At 68.9% G+C, this 18,501-nt stretch carries 13 protein-coding genes and 1 riboswitch; of the genes, 7 read left to right on the plus strand and 6 right to left on the minus strand.

All coding sequences use genetic code 11. The features are described from left to right. Nucleotide 1: 1 nt before the first annotated feature. From cysW to PJ250_RS02995, 4 genes are read right to left on the minus strand one after another with little or no spacing between them, the layout of a single operon-like run. Entirely contained in the window at nucleotides 2-847 is an 846-nt protein-coding gene (gene cysW, locus PJ250_RS02980) for a sulfate ABC transporter permease subunit CysW (protein ID WP_271647072.1), read from the minus strand. A gap of 1 nt (nucleotide 848) precedes the next feature. Further along, nucleotides 849-1,730 carry a sulfate ABC transporter permease subunit CysT gene (gene cysT / locus PJ250_RS02985; RefSeq protein ID WP_271647073.1) on the minus strand — a complete coding sequence of 294 codons (882 nt, stop codon included), beginning with the start codon at nucleotides 1,728-1,730 and terminating at the stop codon, nucleotides 849-851. Between the two features lie 30 nt (nucleotides 1,731-1,760). Further along, on the minus strand, nucleotides 1,761-2,828 hold the full coding sequence (locus PJ250_RS02990) for a sulfate ABC transporter substrate-binding protein (RefSeq protein WP_271647074.1): 1,068 nt from the start codon (nucleotides 2,826-2,828) through the stop codon (nucleotides 1,761-1,763). Continuing rightward, nucleotides 2,825-4,765 carry an ABC transporter ATP-binding protein gene (locus PJ250_RS02995; protein WP_271647075.1) on the minus strand — a complete coding sequence of 647 codons (1,941 nt, stop codon included), beginning with the start codon at nucleotides 4,763-4,765 and terminating at the stop codon, nucleotides 2,825-2,827. Before PJ250_RS02995 ends, PJ250_RS02990 begins: the two co-directional genes overlap by 4 nt. A gap of 175 nt (nucleotides 4,766-4,940) precedes the next feature. Between PJ250_RS02995 and yccS the strand changes: the two genes are divergently transcribed. From yccS to PJ250_RS03025, 6 genes are all read left to right on the plus strand, one after another. Further along, complete coding sequence (gene yccS / locus PJ250_RS03000) at nucleotides 4,941-7,160, plus strand: YccS family putative transporter (RefSeq protein WP_271647076.1); 2,220 nt, start codon at nucleotides 4,941-4,943, stop codon at nucleotides 7,158-7,160. 290 nt (nucleotides 7,161-7,450) lie between these two features. Next, nucleotides 7,451-8,245, plus strand: coding sequence for an SDR family NAD(P)-dependent oxidoreductase (locus PJ250_RS03005; RefSeq protein ID WP_271647077.1), 795 nt, complete (start codon nucleotides 7,451-7,453; stop codon nucleotides 8,243-8,245). A gap of 78 nt (nucleotides 8,246-8,323) precedes the next feature. Next, a complete protein-coding gene (locus tag PJ250_RS03010; protein WP_271647078.1) occupies nucleotides 8,324-10,213 on the plus strand; it encodes an MFS transporter in 1,890 nt (629 codons plus the stop codon). A gap of 74 nt (nucleotides 10,214-10,287) precedes the next feature. After that, nucleotides 10,288-10,716: a CD225/dispanin family protein gene (locus PJ250_RS03015; protein WP_271647079.1), complete on the plus strand. Its 429-nt coding sequence runs from the start codon at nucleotides 10,288-10,290 to the stop codon at nucleotides 10,714-10,716. Beyond that, nucleotides 10,713-11,129: a DUF2752 domain-containing protein gene (locus tag PJ250_RS03020; protein ID WP_333909499.1), complete on the plus strand. Its 417-nt coding sequence runs from the start codon at nucleotides 10,713-10,715 to the stop codon at nucleotides 11,127-11,129. The genes PJ250_RS03015 and PJ250_RS03020 overlap by 4 nt, the downstream gene beginning before the upstream one ends. Nucleotides 11,130-11,544: 415 nt before the next feature. After that, on the plus strand, nucleotides 11,545-12,462 hold the full coding sequence (locus PJ250_RS03025) for an IS110 family RNA-guided transposase (protein ID WP_271644615.1): 918 nt from the start codon (nucleotides 11,545-11,547) through the stop codon (nucleotides 12,460-12,462). 51 nt (nucleotides 12,463-12,513) lie between these two features. Here PJ250_RS03025 and ppc read toward each other — a convergent pair whose 3' ends face one another. After that, a complete protein-coding gene (gene ppc / locus PJ250_RS03030; protein ID WP_271647080.1) occupies nucleotides 12,514-15,243 on the minus strand; it encodes a phosphoenolpyruvate carboxylase in 2,730 nt (909 codons plus the stop codon). Nucleotides 15,244-15,341: 98 nt separating this feature from the next. Further along, nucleotides 15,342-15,431, plus strand: a riboswitch (S-adenosyl-L-homocysteine riboswitch). A gap of 36 nt (nucleotides 15,432-15,467) precedes the next feature. Between ppc and ahcY the strand changes: the two genes are divergently transcribed. Then, nucleotides 15,468-16,910: an adenosylhomocysteinase gene (gene ahcY, locus PJ250_RS03035; RefSeq protein WP_271647081.1), complete on the plus strand. Its 1,443-nt coding sequence runs from the start codon at nucleotides 15,468-15,470 to the stop codon at nucleotides 16,908-16,910. 79 nt (nucleotides 16,911-16,989) lie between these two features. On the opposite strand, the gene PJ250_RS03040 is transcribed toward ahcY, so the two are convergent. Then, nucleotides 16,990-18,426 carry an OprO/OprP family phosphate-selective porin gene (locus tag PJ250_RS03040; protein WP_271647082.1) on the minus strand — a complete coding sequence of 479 codons (1,437 nt, stop codon included), beginning with the start codon at nucleotides 18,424-18,426 and terminating at the stop codon, nucleotides 16,990-16,992. Between the last annotated feature and the right edge of the window lie 75 nt (nucleotides 18,427-18,501).

Genomic DNA, 18,501 nt, shown 5'->3' on the forward strand with positions numbered 1-18,501 from the left:
CTCAGTTGCGCGGACGACGACGGTCCTGCAGATGCTCGATCCAGGTCTTGGCCAACAGCGTCACCAGGCCCAGCATCGCCAGCAGCGAGGCCACGGCGAAGGCGGCGGTGAAGTCGTACTCGTTGTACAGAACCTCCACGTGCAGCGGAATGGTATTGGTCAGGCCACGGATATGCCCGGATACCACCGACACCGCGCCGAACTCGCCCATCGCCCGCGCATTGCACAGCAGTACGCCGTACAGCAGGCTCCAGCGGATCGAAGGCAAGGTCACGTGGCGGAAGGTGGCCCAACCTCCAGCGCCCAGGGTGAAGGCGGCCAGCTCCGGGGCGGTGTCCTGCTCCTGCATGAAGGCGACCAGTTCGCGCGCCACGAACGGGAAGGTCACAAACAAGGTCGCCAGCACGATGCCGGGCACCGCGAACACCACCTTCCAGCCCGTGGCCGCCAGCAGCGGCGCAAACCAGCCCTGGCTGCCGAACAACAGCACCAGCAGCAGGCCGGCCACCACCGGCGAGACCGAGAACGGCAGGTCGATCAGCGTCACCAGCAGCGACTTGCCGCGGAAGGCAAAGCGCGACAGCGCCCAGCCGGCGACCACCCCGAACACCACGTTGAGCGGCACGGCGATGGCGGCCACGGTGAGCGTGAGCCGGATCGCCGCACGCGCGTCAGGATTGGTCAGGGCGGCGACGAAGGTGTCCCAGCCGCCGGCCAGCGCCTGGCGAAACACCAGCACCAGCGGCAGGCCCAGGAACACCACCAGGAACAGCATCACCACGCAGATCAAGCTGCGGCGCAGCCACGGTGGGTCGCTGCGGGCCGGGGCATGGTCCAGCTCGGCCATGTCAGCCCTCTCCCTTGCGCCGACGCCCGCTCCAGCGCTGGGCCAGGTTGATCAGCAGCAGCATCAGGAACGAGATCACCAGCATGGCCACCGCCAGCACGGTGGCGCTGGCGTAGTCGTACTGCTCCAGGTGCACCACGATCAGCAGCGGCGCGATCTCCGAGACCATGGGAATGTTGCCGGCGATGAAGATCACCGAGCCGTATTCGCCAATCGCGCGCGAGAAGGCCAGGGTGAAGCCGGTCAGGGCCGCCGGCAGCAGTTGGCGGATCAACACCCAACGCAGCACCTGGGCCCGACTGGCGCCCAACGTGGCGGCGGCCTCTTCCAGCGCCGGGTCCAGGTCCTGCAGCGCCGGCTGCACGGTGCGCACCACGAACGGCAGGCCGACGAACACCAGCGCCAGCGCGATGCCCGCCGGCTTGAACGCCACGTCGAGCCCAATCGCGGCCAGTGGCGCGCCCAGCCAGCCCGAAGGCGCATACAGGGTGGCCAGTGCGATGCCGGCCACCGCGGTGGGCAAGGCAAACGGCAGGTCGATCATCGCATCGAGCAGGCGGCGCCCGGGAAAGCGATAGCGCACCAGCACCCAGGCGGTGAGCGTGCCGAACACCAGGTTGACCAGCGCCGCGCCCAGCGCCAGGCCGAAGCTGAGCCTGTAGGCGGCCAGCGCGCGCTCACTGGTGGCGATGCGCCACACCTCGGCCCAGGGAATCCCGGCCACCTTGATCAGGGCCGCGGCGATGGGCAGCACCACGATCAGCCCCAGCCAGGCCAGGGTCAGGCCCAGGGTCAGGCCAAAGCCGGGATGCACGCGGTGCACGCCTCGCCCACCGGCGCGCGAGGCGCCAGGGACGTCGGAGGAAACGGCAGTGATGTTCATGGCGAGCGCGGCGGCCTGCAGAGCACGCGCCTAGGGCGCGCGCGCGGCGAAGATGCGATCGAACTGCCCGCCATCGGCGAAGTGCTCGGCCTGGGCCCGCTTCCAGCCACCAAACATCTCATCGACGGTGAACAGGCCCATCTGCGGGAATTCGGCCGCGTGCCGGGCCAGGACGTCGGCCTGGCGCGGACGGAAGTGGTGCTCGGCGGCCAGCTCCTGCCCTTGCGGCGAGTAGAGGTATTGCAGGTACTCGCGCGCCAGCGTCTCGGTGCCGTGCTGGCGCGCGACCTTGTCCACCACCGCCACGCTCGGCTCGGCCAGGATGCTGGTGCTGGGCCGCACGATCTCGTACTGGTCGCTGCCGAATTCCTGCAGCACCAGCAGCGCCTCGTTCTCCCAGGCCAGCAGCACATCGCCGATGCCGCGCTGGACGAAGGTCGTCGTCGCCCCGCGCGCGCCGGTGTCGAGCACCGGCACCGACTTGAACAGCCGGGTCATGTAGGCCTGCGCGTCGGCCTGGCTGCCGCCGCGCTTGAGCACCGAGCCCCACGCGGCCAGGTAGTTCCAACGCGCGCCACCGGAGGTCTTGGGATTGGGGGTGACCACGGCCACGCCGTCGCGGCCCAGGTCGGTCCAGTCACGGATGTGCTTGGGATTGCCCCGGCGCACCACGAACACCACGGTCGAGGTGTACGGCGCACTGTTGTCGGGCAGCCTGGACTGCCAGTTGGCATCGACCAGGCCGTGGTCGACCAGGGCATCCACGTCCGAGGCCAGCGCCAGGGTGACCACGTCGGCCTCCAGGCCGTCGATCACCGAACGCGCCTGCTTGCCCGAGCCGCCGTGGGACATGCGCAGCGTCGGCGCGCTGCCATGCTCAGCCTGGTAATGCTGGACGAAGGCCTTGTTGAAGGCCGCGTAGAACTCGCGGGTGGGGTCGTAGCTGACGTTGAGCAGGGTGACGTCGGCCGCCGCCTTGGTGGCCGGCTTGGCCGCTTCGCCAGGGGCCGGCGCATCCCCGCCGCAGGCGGACAGCACCAGGCTCAGACCGGCGCCAAGCGCGGCCAGGGAGAGGCGACGGATCAGGGGGAAGGTCATGGGGTATTCCTGTCGACAAGCGCCGCCTGCGCGGCAAGGGGAACAGCGGTGCGCCCGTGCAGCGCGCTGCTGGTGGGGGCCAACCCCAGGTCGGCTTCGTCGGGCTGCACGATCAGCCAGGTCCAGCGCCCGGCCAGCGCCTGGATCCAGGTCTGCTGACGCGGACCCAGGCCGGCACGCGGCCCCAGGTCCAGCACGGTCAAGGCGGCGGCGGGATCCAGGGCAGCGCCGGGGCCGGCATCGACCTTGGCCGTGGCCGTGGCCGTGGCCGTGGTGCCCAGGGTGGTGAAGGGAATCCGGCGCAGGGTCAGGGCATCGCGCCAGCGCTGCGGCGGCGCCGTCGCCGCCGGGGGCGGCAGGTGCCCGTCCAGGTCGCGCACCTCCACCCGCGCGCCCAGGCGCTCGGCGATCTCGGCCGGCAGCTCCAGCTCCGGCTGGGCGCTGGAAAACGCCCGCAGCAACATCGACCAGTGCCCGCCTTCCGGCCAGGCCGCCGGCGCATCGCCGGCCAGCAGGACATGGCGCAGGTCGCGTTCGGCCAGCAGGTCCAACAAGCGCGGGCCATGGGCCAGGCTGGCCGGCAGCACCACCAGGTCATAGCGCTCGCCGTCCAGGTGGGCGCGCGCGGCCTGCCACAGGTCCAGCCCCACCGAGCCGGTGTCCACCAGCTTCAGATCGCCGGCGAAGGACTGGCGGAACTGTTCCAGCGGCTGCCGCAGCTGCGCATCGCTCACCGCGCCGCCCAGCACGGTGAGCAGCGCGTGCTGGCGCTCGCCCCAATGCAGCAGCGCGGTGGCCAGCGCGCGTCCATCGCGGGTCGCGTCGGCCAGGACCAGCACGCGCAGATCCGGCTGCGACACCGCATGCAGGGCGCGCACGCAGACCGACACCCGGTCGCCCGGCTGCACCGGCATCAGGCGCGCTTCCTCCATCGAGCGCAGGGCCTCGATGCGATAGCGGCGCCCGCCCGCCTCAGGCTGGACCGGGTCAATGGCATCCAGCTCCAGGTAGACCCGTTCGCTGGCGCCCAGGTACTCGGCGCGCTTGACCAGCGCCTCGCGCACGAATCGCCCCGGCGCCGAAGCCGGCTCGCGGTCCGGCTCGTCCAGCCACAGTTCCTCCGGGCGCAACAGCACCTTGACCCGCTGCGGGATCGCATCGTCGGCCGGCCGGTCGCCTTCCAGGCGCACCCGCACCCCGCCGGGGGTCAGCTCGCCGGGCAACAGGTTGGCGCGCCCGACGAAGCCGGCCACGAACTCGGTGCGTGGCGCGCGATAGAGCTGCTGCGGCAGTCCCTGCTCCAACAGGCGACCGCGGTGCAGGACCATGATCCGGTCGGCCACCGAGAACGCTTCTTCCTGGTCATGGGTGACAAACACCGCCGTGGTGCCGATGCGCTTGAGCACCTCGCGCAGGCCCTGGCGCAGGTCCTGGCGGATGCGTGCGTCGAGTGCGCCGAAGGGCTCGTCCAGCAGCAGCAGGCGCGGCTGGTGCGCCAGCGCCCTGGCCAGTGCGGTGCGCTGGCGCTGTCCGCCGGAGAGCTGGCCGGGATACTTGCGCGCGCTGCCGCCCAGACCGACCAACTCCAGCAGTTCGTCGCGGCGACGCTGACGGGTGAGACGGTCGACCTTGCGCACGCGCAGGGCGAACTCGACGTTGTCGGCCACGGTGAGGTGCTCGAACAAGGCGTAGTGCTGGAACACGAAGCCCAGGTCACGCTCGCGCGGCGGCAGCGTGGTCACATCCTGCCCGTCCACGCGCACCGTGCCGCTCTCGGCGCCAGCCAGCCCGGCGATCACCCGCAAGATGGTGCTCTTGCCGCTTCCCGAAGGCCCGAGCAGGGCGACCAGTTCACCATCGTCCACGCGAAAGCTCACGTCGTGGACGACCGCGCGGCCCGCGTAACGCTTGGTCAGATGGGAGACGTCCAGGGACATGGGCCGTCCAGGCTTGGCGTGGGGGATGGCCAGTGTCGACAGCGCCGGTCACGGCGTCAGTTGCGGCCCGGTTACGGCACGGTCACGGGTGCGCGCAGCGCCGATGGCAGAACGCGCCTTCACGCGGGCGCCGCGGTGCCGGGATAATGCCGACTCCCTTGTCGCCTCCCCCCGCATGTCCCGTACCGAATCGCGCCTGAGCCAGCTGTGGGCACACGAGAAGGCCAGTTATGGCCTGCGTGTGTTCATCGCCCTGGGCGTGGTCATGGCCGTGTGCTGGAGCCGCGGCACGCTGCTGGCGATCCCCTCGCTGTTCCTGGGCATCATCGCCAGCGCCCTGGCCGAGACCGACGACAACTGGTGGGGGCGAACCAAGTCGGTGCTGCTGTCGCTGTTGTGCTTCGCCCTGGCCACCAGCGCGGTCAAGCTGCTCATGCCCTACCCGCTGGCCTTCGTGTCCAGCATGGCGGCGGCGACCTTCCTGCTGACCCTGCTGGGCGCGCTGGGCGAGCGCTATGCCTCGGTCGCGGTGGGCACGGTCAGCCTGTCGATCTACACGATGATCGTGATGGACCACGGCGCGCCGGTGGGCGAAAGTGCGCTGGCCTCGTGGCGCAACCCGGTCCTGCTGATGATCGGCGCGGCCTGGTACGGCGTGCTGTCGATCGCCTGGGCCGCGCTGTTCGCCAACCGCCCGGTGCGCGAGCGCCTGGCCCGGCTGTTCCGCGAGCTGGGCCTGTTCCTGCGGCTCAAGGCCGACCTGTTCGAGCCGGTGCGCCAGGCCGACCAGCAGGCGCGGCGCTTGGCCCTGGCCCAGCAGAACGCCAAGGTGGTCGAGGCGCTCAACGCGGCCAAGACCGCGATCCTCAGCCGCTTCGGGCGCTCGGGCCGGCCGGGTGTGCAGTCCGGACTGTATTTCCGCCTGTATTACATGGCCCAGGACTTCCACGAGCGCGCCAGCTCCTCGCATTACCCCTATGAGGCGCTGACCGAGGCGTTCTTCCACAGCGACGTGCTGTATCGCTGCCAGCGCCTGCTGGCGCTGCAGGGCAAGGCCTGCGCGGCGCTGGCCACCGCCATCCGCATGCGCATCCCGTTCGAATACGGCGAGCGCACGCGCATCGCCACCGCCGACCTGGGCGAGTCGCTGGCCTTTCTGCGCGCTCAGCACAACCCGCAGTGGAACCGCCTGATCGGCTCGCTGGAACTGCTGGGCACCAACCTGCAGAGCATCGAGCGGCGCCTGGCCGAGACCGCGCTGGCCGACACCACCAGCGAGGGCATCGACACCCGCCTGCGCGATTCCTCGCCGCACACGCTGCGCGAAATGGCCACGCGCCTTGCGGCACAGTTCACGCGCAAGTCGCTGCTGTTCCGCCATGGCCTGCGCATGGCCATCGCGCTGGCCGTGGGCTATGGCGTGCTGCGCGCGGTGCATCCCGAACACGGCTACTGGATCCTGCTGACCACCGCGTTCGTGTGCCGGCCCAGCTACGGGGCCACGCGCCTGCGCCTGGTCCAGCGCGTGGCCGGCACGCTGGTCGGCCTGGGGATCACCTGGGCGATGATGCAGCTGTTCCCGGACACCGAACTGCAGCTGCTGATCGCCCTGGCCTCGGCGCTGCTGTTCTTCGTGACCCGCACCGACCGCTACATGGTGGCCACCGCCGCCATCACCGTCATGGCGCTGTTGTGCTTCAACCTGCTGGGCAACGGCTTCCTGCTGCTGTGGCCGCGCCTGCTGGACACACTGATCGGCTGCGCCATCGCCGCGGGCGCCTCGCTGCTGATCCTGCCGGACTGGCAGGGCCGGCGCCTGCACCTGGTGATGGGCAGCGTGGTCCAGGCCTGCCAGCGCTACCTGGACGAAGTGCTGGCCCAGTACCGGGGGCGTGGTGGCGACGACCTGGGCTATCGCATCGCCCGGCGCGACATGCACAACGCCGATGCCGCCCTGTCCGCGGCGCTGGCCAACATGGTGCGCGAGCCAGGCTTCCTGCGCGGCAACCTGGAGGCGGGCTTCCGCTTCCTGGCGCTGTCCAACACCTTGCTGGGCTATCTGTCGGCACTGGGCGCACATCGCGCCGCGCTGGCACCGCATCCCGACGATGCCCTGGTCGACCAGGCCGGCCAGCGCCTGCACCTGGCCCTGGTCACCCTGCACGAGGCCTTGTCCGCGCGGCGCCCGCTGCCGCAGGACCTGGAGGCTGGCACGCCCGAGCTGGCCGATACGCTGGAACAGATGCCCGAGGACATCGACGGCAAGCAGCGCCTGCTGCGCACCCAGTTGGCCCTGGTGCTGCGCCTGCTGCCCAAGCTGCGCGCGGCCGCCGATGAGGTGATTTCCGGCCCGGCCGTCGAACCTGAAACCCCGCCACGGGCCGCGACGGCCTGAAGCGTCGGCGGCCGCGGCGCATCATCGGACGGTCTGAGGTCGCGCCGCTGCGCCTGCGGCTTTGGGCGAGGCGGGCTCGAGTGTTCGGCGAGAACTGCAATGTTCTTGCGATCCCAGCACCGCGCGTTGTGCTGCTGTACCGCCAGCTGATCGACGAACAGCCGCCCGGCCTCAGCTCATCGCCCGCGTGATCTGTACCTGGCCTCCACCGCGGATGCGACAGGCTGGGCCGTCCTGGTCGATGGTGGCGGCGCCATCGCCTGCTTTCCCACGCTCTCAAAGGAGTCCCCATGAACATCGATCTTTCCGGAAAGACCGCGCTGGTCACCGCCTCCACCGGTGGCATCGGCCATGCCATCGCCTACGGCCTGTCCGAATCCGGCGCCCACGTGATCGTCAACGGCCGCAGCCAGGCCAGCGTGGACGCCGCGCTGGACAAGCTCGCCAAGGCGCTGCCCACCGCGCGTTTCACCGGCCTGCCCGCCGATTTGTCCGATGCCGCGCAGACCGAGACCTTGATCCAGGCGTTGCCCCAGGTGGACATCCTGGTCAACAACGCCGGGGTCTTCGGGCAGATGGATTACTTCGCCACCGATGACGCCGAGTGGGAGCGCTACTGGCAGACCAACGTGATGAGCGGCGTGCGCCTGTCGCGTGCGCTGCTGCCGGGCATGGTCGAGCGCGGCTGGGGCCGGGTGGTGTTCATCTCGTCCGAGTCGGGACGCAACATCCCGGCCGACATGATCCATTACGGGGTGTCCAAGACCGCCCAGCTCTCGCTTTCGCGCGGCCTGGCCAAGCGCGTGGCCGGCAGCGGGGTGACGGTCAATGCGGTGCTGCCCGGGCCGACGCTGTCCGACGGCTTTGCCGCGATGATGCAGGACGAGGTCGCGCGCACCGGCAAGTCGCTGGAGGAACTGGGCAAGGCGTTCGTCATGACCCACCGGCCCTCTTCGGTCATCCAGCGCCCCGCGACGGTCGAGGAAGTCGCCAACATGGTGGTCTATGTCTGTTCCGCACAGGCCTCGGCCACCTCCGGCGCGGCGCTGCGCGTGGACGGCGGGGTGGTCGACGATATCGTCTGATGCCCGATGCCGCGCGGCGGCTTTGCCGAAGCCGCCGCGATGGCCTAGGCTGCGCCCAGCTTTCGCACGGAATCGCGCATGTCGTCGGGCCACAACCAGTTCCAGCTGCTCCGGCAGCGCCGCTTCCTGCCGTTCTTCGCCGTCCAGTGCTTCGGCGCGCTCAACGACAACGTGTATCGGCAGGCGATCATCGGCCTGCTGTTCTGGCTGGGCATCGACCCGGCCCAGCGCACGCTTTACACCAACCTGGCGCCGGCGTTGTTCATCCTGCCGTACTTCCTGTTCTCCTCCATCGCCGGCCAGTTCGCCGAGAAACTGGAGAAGCAGCGTCTGATCGTGATCACCACCACGATGGAGATCGCCATCATGTCGCTGGCGGCGGTCGGCTTCTTGACCCAGAACATGGTCGTGCTGCTCATCGCGCTGTTCTGCACCGGACTGCAGTCCACGCTGTTCGGTCCAGTGAAGTATTCGATCCTGCCCTCGGTGCTCAAGCCCGAGGAACTCACCGGTGGCAACGGGCTGGTGGAGATGGGCACGTCCATCTCGATCCTGGTCGGGATGATCTTCGGCGGGCTGATCTTCCAGCTGGCCGGCACGCATGGGCCGATCGCGGCGGCCACCGCGGTGATCGCCCTGGCGGTGACCGGCAATCTGGTCGCGCGCCAGATTCCGCACGTGGATGCCGGCGCGCCGGGGCTCAAGCCCAACTGGAACCTACTGTCCGAATCGCTGGCGATCATGCGCCTGGCGCGCAAGCAGCTGGCGGTGCGCAACGCGATCCTGGGCGTGTCGTGGTTCTGGTTCATCGGCACGGTGCTGACCGCGCAGCTGCCGACCTATGCGGAAGTGAATCTGGGCGGGCAGCCGTCGCTGTATATCTTCGCCCTGGCGCTGTTCTCCATCGGCACCGGCACCGGCTCGCTGCTGTGCGAGAAGCTCTCCGGGCGCACCGTGGAGATCGGCCTGGTGCCGCTGGGCGCGTTCGGCATCAGCGCGTTCCTGCTGGACCTGTACTTCGCTCGTCCCGGCGCGGCCACGCAGAGCGGGCTGACGGTGATGCACTTCCTGCAGGCACCGGGCAGCTGGCGCATCTGCATCGACCTGGTCGGCATCGGCCTGTTCACCGGGTTCTTCGTGGTGCCGCTGTTCGCGCTGATCCAGAGCCGCACCCCGCGCGAGGAACTCTCCCGCGTGATCGCCGGGGTCAACATCCAGAACTCGCTGTTCATCGTGATCGCCGCCGGGCTGGGCATTGCGTTGCAGCGGTTCCTGGGCTGGTCGATCCCGCAGGTGTTCCTGGCCCTGGCCATCGCCAACGCAGTGGTCGCGGTATGGATCTTCTCGATCGTGCCCGAGTTCCTGATGCGGTTCCTGAGCTGGGTCATGGTCCGTGCGCTGTATCGGCTGGAGCTGCATGGCATCGAGGACCAGGTCCCGGACGAAGGCCCGGCGGTGATCGTGTGCAACCACGTCAGCTACATGGACGCACTGATCCTCTCGGCGGCGATTCCGCGTCCTGTCCACTTCGTCATGTACTACAAGATCTTCAACATCCCGGGCATGCACTGGATCTTCCGCCACGCCAAGGCCATCCCCATCGCCGGGGCGCACGAGGACCCCGAACTGATGCGGGCGGCCTTCGAGAAGATCGACGCAGCGCTGGCCGAAGGCGAGCTGGTCGGCATCTTCCCCGAGGGCGCCCTGACCCGCGATGGCGACATCGCCGCGTTCAAGTCCGGCGTGGAGAAGATCCTGCAGCGTCGGCCAGTGCCGGTGGTGCCGATGGCCCTGCGCGGCATGTGGGCCAGCATGTGGTCGCGGCGCGACTCGCGTCTGCGCCGCATGCGTGTGCCGCGCCGCTTCCGCGCCCACATCGAGGTGGCCGCCGCGCCACCCATGCCGGCCCAGAGCGATGCCGCATCACTGGAAGCGGCGGTGCGCGATCTGCGCGGGGATCGCGCCTGAGTCAAGCTGAATGGGTGGGCGAACCCGGGCTGCTGCTCTAGACTCGGACCTTCACTTACTGGGGAGTTAAGAGGATGAGCACGATTCCGCCGCCACCCGGCCCGCCGATGCCGCCGAGCGATCCGCCGCCGGTCAGCCCACCGCCGCAGCAGCCACCGCCGTACACCCCGCCGCCGCAGGCGGCCGCACCGGGGCCGATTCCCAACCACCTGGTGTGGGCGATCATCGCCACGGTCTTCAGCCTGTGCCTGTGCTGTGGCATCCCGGGCCTGATCACCGGCATCGTGGCCATCGTGTTCGCCGCCAAGGTCAATGGCCTGCTGGCCGCGGGCGACTTCGACGGTGCGTTGCGCGCTTCCAAGAACGCCAAGACCTGGGCCATCGTCACCACCGTCCTGGCCGCGATCGGCCTGCTGTGGACGGTCTACAGCCTGACCCTGGGCCACGGCATGGCCGAGTACCAGATGATGATGGAACAGATCAAGGCGCAGTCCGGCCGGTGATCGCCTGGACGCGCCCGCGCGTTGCTCTGCTGGCGGCCACCGCTCCGGTGGCCGCCGCGGGCGCTTGGGTGCTCCAGCATGTCGACCCGAACCAACCGGGCAATCTGCTTCCCAAATGCCTGTTCCATGAGCTCACCGGCTGGTGGTGCCCGGGCTGCGGCATGACCCGCGCGCTGCATGCACTGGTCCACGGCGATGCCGGCCAGGCCCTGCACATGAATCCGCTGGGCGTGGTGATGCTCGCCGTGCTGCCGGCGATGCTGCTGTGGTCCTGGGGCTGGCAGCCGCGCTGGCTGCGTCCGTTCATGCGCTGGGCGATGGACCCACGCCTATGGCTGGTGCTGATCCCGGCCTACTGGTTGCTGCGCAATCTGCCCTGGCCCCCGTTTACGTGGATGGCGCCGCCAGCCTGAGGACGCGCCGCCCTGCGGTAGAGCGGACCTTGGTCCGCTGGGGCTGTCCTCGCATGTGGACGAGACCGCGCAGCGGAGCAAGCTCCGCTCTACGGACACCTGAGACCTGCGCGCGCAACGGCGGTCACGCAACACCGTAGAGCGGACCTTGGTCCGCTGGGGCTTCCCCGCATGTGGACCGGACCGCGCAGCGGAGCAAGCTCCGCTCTTATCTGCTGTGGATCTGTCAGGTTAGGTGCCGAGCGCCGGCGTGGGCCACCGTCTCCGCTCTGGATCTGACGATCGCTTTGTAGCCTGGTGCCCACGCCGGAAGCTCCCTTGATCCGCCCGAACAGTTGCCCGAGCCGACACTCGGATGGATAAGACTGGGCAAGCGGGGGAGTGCTCGACCCTTCCAGCCTAACGGAGATGCGCCATGCACGGGATCGGGATCGATGTGAGCAAGGCCACCTTGGAGGTGGCCGTCTACCATGGCCCTTGGCGGCAGTTCGACAACACCGTCGCCGGTCATCGCAAACTGGCCGCTTGGCTCAAGCCCCTGGCCGTGCGCCGGGTGGTGTTGGAGCCCACCGGCGGCTATGAGCAGCAGGTGCTCGATGCCCTGCATGCAGCAGGCCTGCCGGTGGTGCGGGCTAACGCGCGCCAGGTCCGTGACTTTGCCCGGGCCACCGGACAACTGGCCAAGACCGATCGGTTGGATGCGGCCGTGCTGGCTCAGATCGCCCAGGTCCTTGATCTGCCGCTTTATCAGCCGGCGCATCCATGGCAGCGTCGGCTGGCCGAGTATGTGCAGAGCCGTCGTCAGGTCGTCCAGATGCTGGTCAGCGCCGAACAACAGCTGGGTTGGGTCAAGGACCGCCAGCTACGCGGTGCGTTGCAGGCCAATGTCCTCCAACTCACCAAGAGCAAGGCCTTTCTGGATCAGCAGATTGCCCAACAGGTGCGCCAGCAGCCACAACTGGAGGCGATCCAGACGCTCAAGGGCGTGGGGCCGGTGTTGTTGGCGGTCCTGGCCAGCGAGCTTCCTGAACTGGGCAGGCTCGATGGCAAGGCCATTGCCAAGCTGGTCGGGGTGGCGCCACTGGCACGCGACAGCGGCACCCTGCGCGGCACCCGCAGCATCTGGGGTGGCCGCGCTGACATCCGCCAGGCCCTGTACATGTCGGCCCTGTCGGCTTTGCGCTACGAGCCGCGTCTACGCCAGTTCTACCAATCCCTGCGTGCTCGCGGCAAAGCGGCCAAGGTGGCCATCGTGGCGGTCATGCGCAAGATGCTGGTGATCCTCAATGCGCGTGCACGCGACGCCTGGAGCGTGCTGCCGGCGGGGGAGTGAGGAAGACAGTTGCTACACGGGATTGGCAGCAGCAAGTCCCACGCGCCGCGCTCAGCCGGTGTTCTGCACGCCCTGCGACACGCCGTTGACGCTGGCCACCAGCGCGCGTAGCAATGCATCGTCCTCGCGGCCGGCTGCACGCCAGCGCTTGAGCAGGTCGACCTGCAGCAGACTCATTGGATCGATGTAGGGGTTGCGCAGGCGGATGGACAGATCCAGCCGCTGATCGTGGGACAGCAGGCTCTTGTGCCCGGTCAGCTTGAGCAGCCACTGCTGGGTCAGGGCATGCTCGGCCTCGATGCGCGGAAAGAACTGCGCATGCAACTCGCCGGACAGCTGCGAGAACAGCGCCGCGATGCCCAGGTCGCCCTTGGCCAGCACCATGGCAATGTCATCCCAGAAAGTCCGCACGAACGCCCAGTCGCGGCCCATCTCGCGCACCGCGTCCTCGCCGAACGCATCCACCGCCGCCGCCAGGCCGCTGCCGACGCCATACCAGCCGGGAATCGTGGAGCGCGCCTGGCTCCAGGAGAACACCCAGGGGATGGCCCGCAGGTTATCCAGCCCCGCGTCCTGCCCCAGACGGCGCGACGGACGCGAGCCCAGGGTCATGCGCTCGATCACGTCGATCGGCGTGGCCGTGCGGAAGTAGTCCATGAAGCCCTTGGCCCCGACGAAGTCCAGGTAGGCGCGATTGCTGGCCTGAGACATGGTGTCCATGATCTGGCGCCACTGCGCCTCGCGCGGCTCGGGCGGGCGCGGGCGGATGCTGGAGACCATCACCGCGCCCAGGGATTGCTCCAGCGAGCGCACCGCCAGCGCGCGGATGCCGTACTTGCGATGGATCACCTCGCCCTGTTCGGTCACCCGCAGGCGGCCATCGACGCTGCCGCGCGGCGAGGCGTCGACCGCTCGGGTGGTCTTGCCGCCGCCGCGGCTGATCGAGCCGCCGCGGCCGTGGAAGAACGTCAGCTTGATGCCCAGCGCCTGCGCGGCCTCCAGCAGTTCCACCTGGCCGCGCTGCAGGCCCCAGCGCGAGGCCGTGGTGCCGCCGTCCTTGCCGCTGTCCGAATAGCCCAGCATCACCATCTGGGTGTCGCCCCGCGCGGCCAGGTGCTGGCGATAGACCGGGTCGGCGGCCAGGTCGCGCAGCACGTCCGGACCCTGGCGCAGGTCCTCGACCGTCTCGAACAGGGGCGCGATGTCCAGCGGCACCTGGTCGTTGTCGTCGACCAGTCCACCGCGACGCGCCAGGGCCAGCACGGTGAGCACGTCGGCCCGGCTGTGGGCCATGGAGATGATGTAGGCGCCCAGGGCATCCGGGCCGTGCAGGCGCCGGGCCTCGCTCAGCGCGGCGAACACCGCGTCCAGGCGCGGATTGCCCTCCTCCTCGCTCGCCGGAAGCAGCTCTGCACCGGAGGCTGCACCGGCCAGGCGGGTGGCCTGGTCGGTCGCGTCGCGGTTGGCCCAATCCGCGTCGCCCAGGGCCGCGGCCACCGCGCGCGCATGCACCGAGGATTCCTGGCGCACGTCCAGGCGCGCCAGATGGAAGCCGAACGTGCGCAGGCGCCAATCCAGGCGCCGCATGGCGAACCAACCGGCATGCACGCCGCGATGGGTTTCCAGGCTGCGCAGCACCAGCGCGATGTCCTCGGCGAACGCCGCCGGCCCGGCATAGCCGGCCTGGGTTTCGTCCAGCGTGGCCTGCAGGCGCGCGCGCATGAGGTCCAGCAGCAGGCGATACGGCATGTCGGCGTGGCGCGGCCGCGCCTTGGCCGCCGCCTCCGGCAGCAAGTCCTGATAGTCCTGCACCCGCTGCAGGACCTCGGGCGAGACGCCCACCAGCGTGGTCGACTGGCTGAGCAGGCCGGCCAGCGACTTCAGCTCGCCCTGGTAGCGACGCAGGATCGCATGGCGCTGCGCGCGCAGGGTCGAGGCGATGGTGGTGGCGTCCACGTTCGGGTTGCCATCCATGTCCCCGCCCACCCAGGTGCCGAAACGCAGCACCCGGGGCAGGTCCGGCGCGCTGCCGTAGACCTCGTTGAAGGCATGCTCCAGCGACTCGTAGAACACCGGCATCACCCGGTACAGCACTTCGGTCAGGTAGAAGCCGACGTGCTCGCGCTCGTCGGCCACGGTCGGCCTCACCGGGGAGGAATCGGCGGTCTGCCAGGCGGCCGTCAGCGCCATGCGGAAGCGCGCCGCATCGATGGCTGCCTCACCGGGCGTGCGGCTGTCGTCCAGGCCGTTGACCAGACTGGCGACCATCATGTGCTCCTTCTCCAGCAGCGCCCGGCGCACGGCCTCGGTCGGGTGCGCGGTGAAGACCGGCTCCAGGTCGATCCGGGCCAGCCACGCCGTGGCCTCGGCCAGGTCCACGCCCTGCTCCTTGAGCTTGCGCAGGCTCGCTTCCAGGCCTTCGGGCTGCGGCGCGCTGCCCTGCCGCTGGTAGTCGCGACGGCGGCGGATGCGGTGCACGCGCTCGGCGATGTTGACCACCTGAAAGTACGCGCTGAAGGCCCGGATCAGCGACTCGGCCTGCTCGGCCGGCATGTCGGCCAGGCGCTGGGCCAGGTGCTCGGTGGTCTCGCCTTTTTGGCGCCGGGCGATGGCAGAGGTGCGGATGCGCTCGACCTGCTCCAGAAAAGCGTCGGACACCTGCTCGGCCAGCATCTCGCCGACCAGCGCGCCCAGGCGGCGCACGTCGTCGCGCAGCGGCAGATCCGGGGCGGCGAACTCGGAGATCGAAGACGATGTCGACACAGTTGCAGATGAATTCATCGCGGCGGCCACTTTTCGCTTGCGCAGGGAACCTCCAAGCCTACTGCAAGGCGCCGCGTATTCATCGTTCGCGTTTGGGCACGGCGATATACTCCCGCTTCGCCGAGGGGCGCTGCGACCTGGACCGTGCCACACGTGCGCTCCAGGCCAGGCTCGGTGATCTACCTGTGCAACGGCGCCCGGCAACCGCGAGCTCACCGCCCGCCCTTGACCGGAGCAATCCAATGAATGCGCAACTGAAGACCTTTTCGACCGAAGGCGACTACAAGGTCGCCGACATCTCCCTGGCCGACTGGGGCCGCAAGGAGATCGACATCGCCGAGCACGAGATGCCCGGCCTGATGTCCATCCGCCGCAAGCACGCCGCCGCCAAGCCGCTGGCCGGCGTGCGCATCACCGGCTCGCTGCACATGACCATCCAGACCGCGGTCCTGATCGAGACGCTCAAGGACATCGGCGCCGACGTGCGCTGGGCCTCGTGCAACATCTTCTCCACCCAGGACCAGGCCGCCGCGGCCATCGCCGCCACCGGCACCCCGGTGTTCGCCTGGAAGGGCGAGACCCTGGAGGAGTACTGGGACTGCACGCTGGAAGCGCTGACCTTCACCCTGCCCGACGGCACCCTGACCGGCCCGGAGCTGGTGGTGGACGACGGCGGCGATGTGACCCTGCTGATCCACAAGGGCTATGAGCTGGAAAATGGCTCCAAGTGGGTCGACGAGCCGGCGTCCTCGCACGAGGAAGGCGTGATCAAGGCCCTGCTCAAGCGCGTGGCCACCGAGCGCCCAGGCTACTGGACCCGCGTGGTCGCCGACTGGAAGGGCGTGTCCGAAGAGACCACCACCGGCGTGCACCGCCTGTACCAGATTGCCGAGGCCGGCAAGCTGCTGATCCCGGCGATCAACGTCAACGATTCGGTCACCAAGTCTAAGTTCGACAACCTCTACGGCTGCCGCGAGTCGCTGGCCGATGGCCTCAAGCGCGCGATGGACGTGATGCTGGCCGGCAAGGTCGCCGTGGTCTGCGGCTACGGCGACGTGGGCAAGGGCTCGGCGCACAGCCTGCGTGCCTACGGCGCTCGCGTGATCGTCACCGAGATCGACCCGATCTGCGCCCTGCAGGCGGCGATGGAAGGCTTCGAAGTCAACACCATCGAAGACAGCCTGGGCCAGGCCGACATCTACGTCACCACCACCGGCAACAAGGACATCATCACCCTGGCGCACATGCAGGCGATGAAGGATCAGGCCATCGTGTGCAACATCGGCCACTTCGACAACGAGATCCAGGTCGATGCGCTGTATGCCTCCGGCGCCGAGCGCATCAACATCAAGCCGCAGGTGGACAAGTTCGTGTTCCCCAACGGCAACGCGATCTTCCTGCTGGCCGAAGGCCGCCTGGTCAACCTGGGCTGCGCCACGGGTCATCCGAGCTTCGTGATGTCCAACTCCTTCGCCAACCAGACCCTGGCCCAGATCGACCTGTGGCAGAACAAGGACGTGTACGAGAAGACCGTCTACCGCCTGCCCAAGCAGCTGGACGAGGAAGTGGCCCGCCTGCACCTGGAGAAGATCGGCGTGAAGCTGACCACTCTGAGCAAGTCGCAGGCCGACTACCTCGGCGTGCCGGTCGAAGGTCCGTACAAGCCGGATCACTACCGCTACTGATCGGCTGGCAATTCATCGCCAGCATGCAACGAAAACGGGCGCCGAAAGGCGCCCGTTCTCATTTCGGGCGACACACAGATCAGAAGACGACCTGGAAGCGCGTGTTGAACGTATAGCCCTGGTCTTCGCCCTGATAGGCGCCACTGCGGTTATCGGTCTGCCAGCGGATGGCGTCGAACATGACGCGCGAGTAGTCGTTGAGGTACCAGTTGGCGCCCACGGTCCAGGCGTGGCCGGTGCCGCCGGTGGGCAGCTCGCTGTAATCCACGTCCTCGTAGCGGGTCCGCACTTCCCAGGCACCGCGACCGCCGGCGGTCACCGGATCCTCGACCTTGACCTTGCCCCAGGTGCCGGTCTTGGCCGCGTAAGCCGGGGAGGCCCCGGTCAGGAACAGCCCCGCCGAGATCGCCCACGCATCGTGGTCCACATCGTAGCGACCTGCGGTGCCGACGCCCTGGAGATTGCGCGTGCCCCATTCGCCGGTGATCCAGGACGGACCGAAGAAGCCGGCCGCTTCCGCACCATAGCCGGTCCCGCGCTCGGGACCGGCAAGCGAGCCGGGTGAGATCTTGATCAGATCGTTGAAGTGGCCAGCGATGGAGGAACTGCGCAGCACGCCGCTCGAACCGGCTTCGATGTCCTCGCGGAAGGCCCATGCCCCCAGGTGCACGGTCGCCGTCTTGGTCAGTAGCGGATTCCAGTGCGCGCGCGCGGCGACGGTCAGCGTGTCGTTGTCGTCGCCCACGTTGCTGAGGTCGTTGCCGGCCACCGACAGACTGGCGTGCCAGCCATTTCCCATCACGCGCTCGGTGATGCCCACGCCAAAGAATCCGCGCTGGGGCATGATCAACGTGCCCACCACGTTGCGGTCGGGGAACGGCGTATTGGACGTGCTGCTGGAGCCATCGAAGCCACGGTCGTTGAGACGGTTGCCGATGCTCAGGTCGCCCTGCAGCCCGAACAGATGGTGCTCGATGCTGACGTAGGCCGACTTCCACGCCACCTCGTTGTCGGCGAAGTCGCCTTCCACCGCATAGCTCAGGCGGCCGTAGCTGCCTTCCGCGCCCAGGCGCGCCGAGCGGATTTCCGTGCCGGAAAGATTGCGGTCGGCAAAGTCCGAGCCGCTCGTGCTGGACGCATCGACGAACAGGCGGCCGCGCGGCCGGAAGGTGATCGAGCCATCGGTGTTGGAGAACTGCGGGGCGCCCTTGGACCAGCTGACCTTGGGCGCCTTGGCCTGCGCGGCCTCGATTTTGGCGACGCGCGTTTCGAGCGCGGCATCCTGCGCGGGCGTCGTTGACGCTGGTGCGGGTGAGGTCGTGGAGGACGCGCTGGTTGTACTGCCTTCGACGACCTTCAGGCGCGCCTCGAGCTGTTCGATCTTGAGCGCCTGGGCTTGGACCAGGCGCGTCAATTCGTCCTGGCTCAGCGACTGGGCTTGCGCGTGACCTGTGGTCAACAGCAGGCCGATGGCCACCGTCAGCGCTGCCTTGGGCAGCACGTGGAATCGTGTCATGGGGAACTCTCTCCGGGCACGGCGGCTCACTGAGCGGCGGCGGCCCACTTGCGGGTGATGCGGGGGACTTTGGGA

The organism is Pseudoxanthomonas sp. JBR18 (assembly GCF_028198165.1).
GTDB lineage: Bacteria > Pseudomonadota > Gammaproteobacteria > Xanthomonadales > Xanthomonadaceae > Pseudoxanthomonas_A.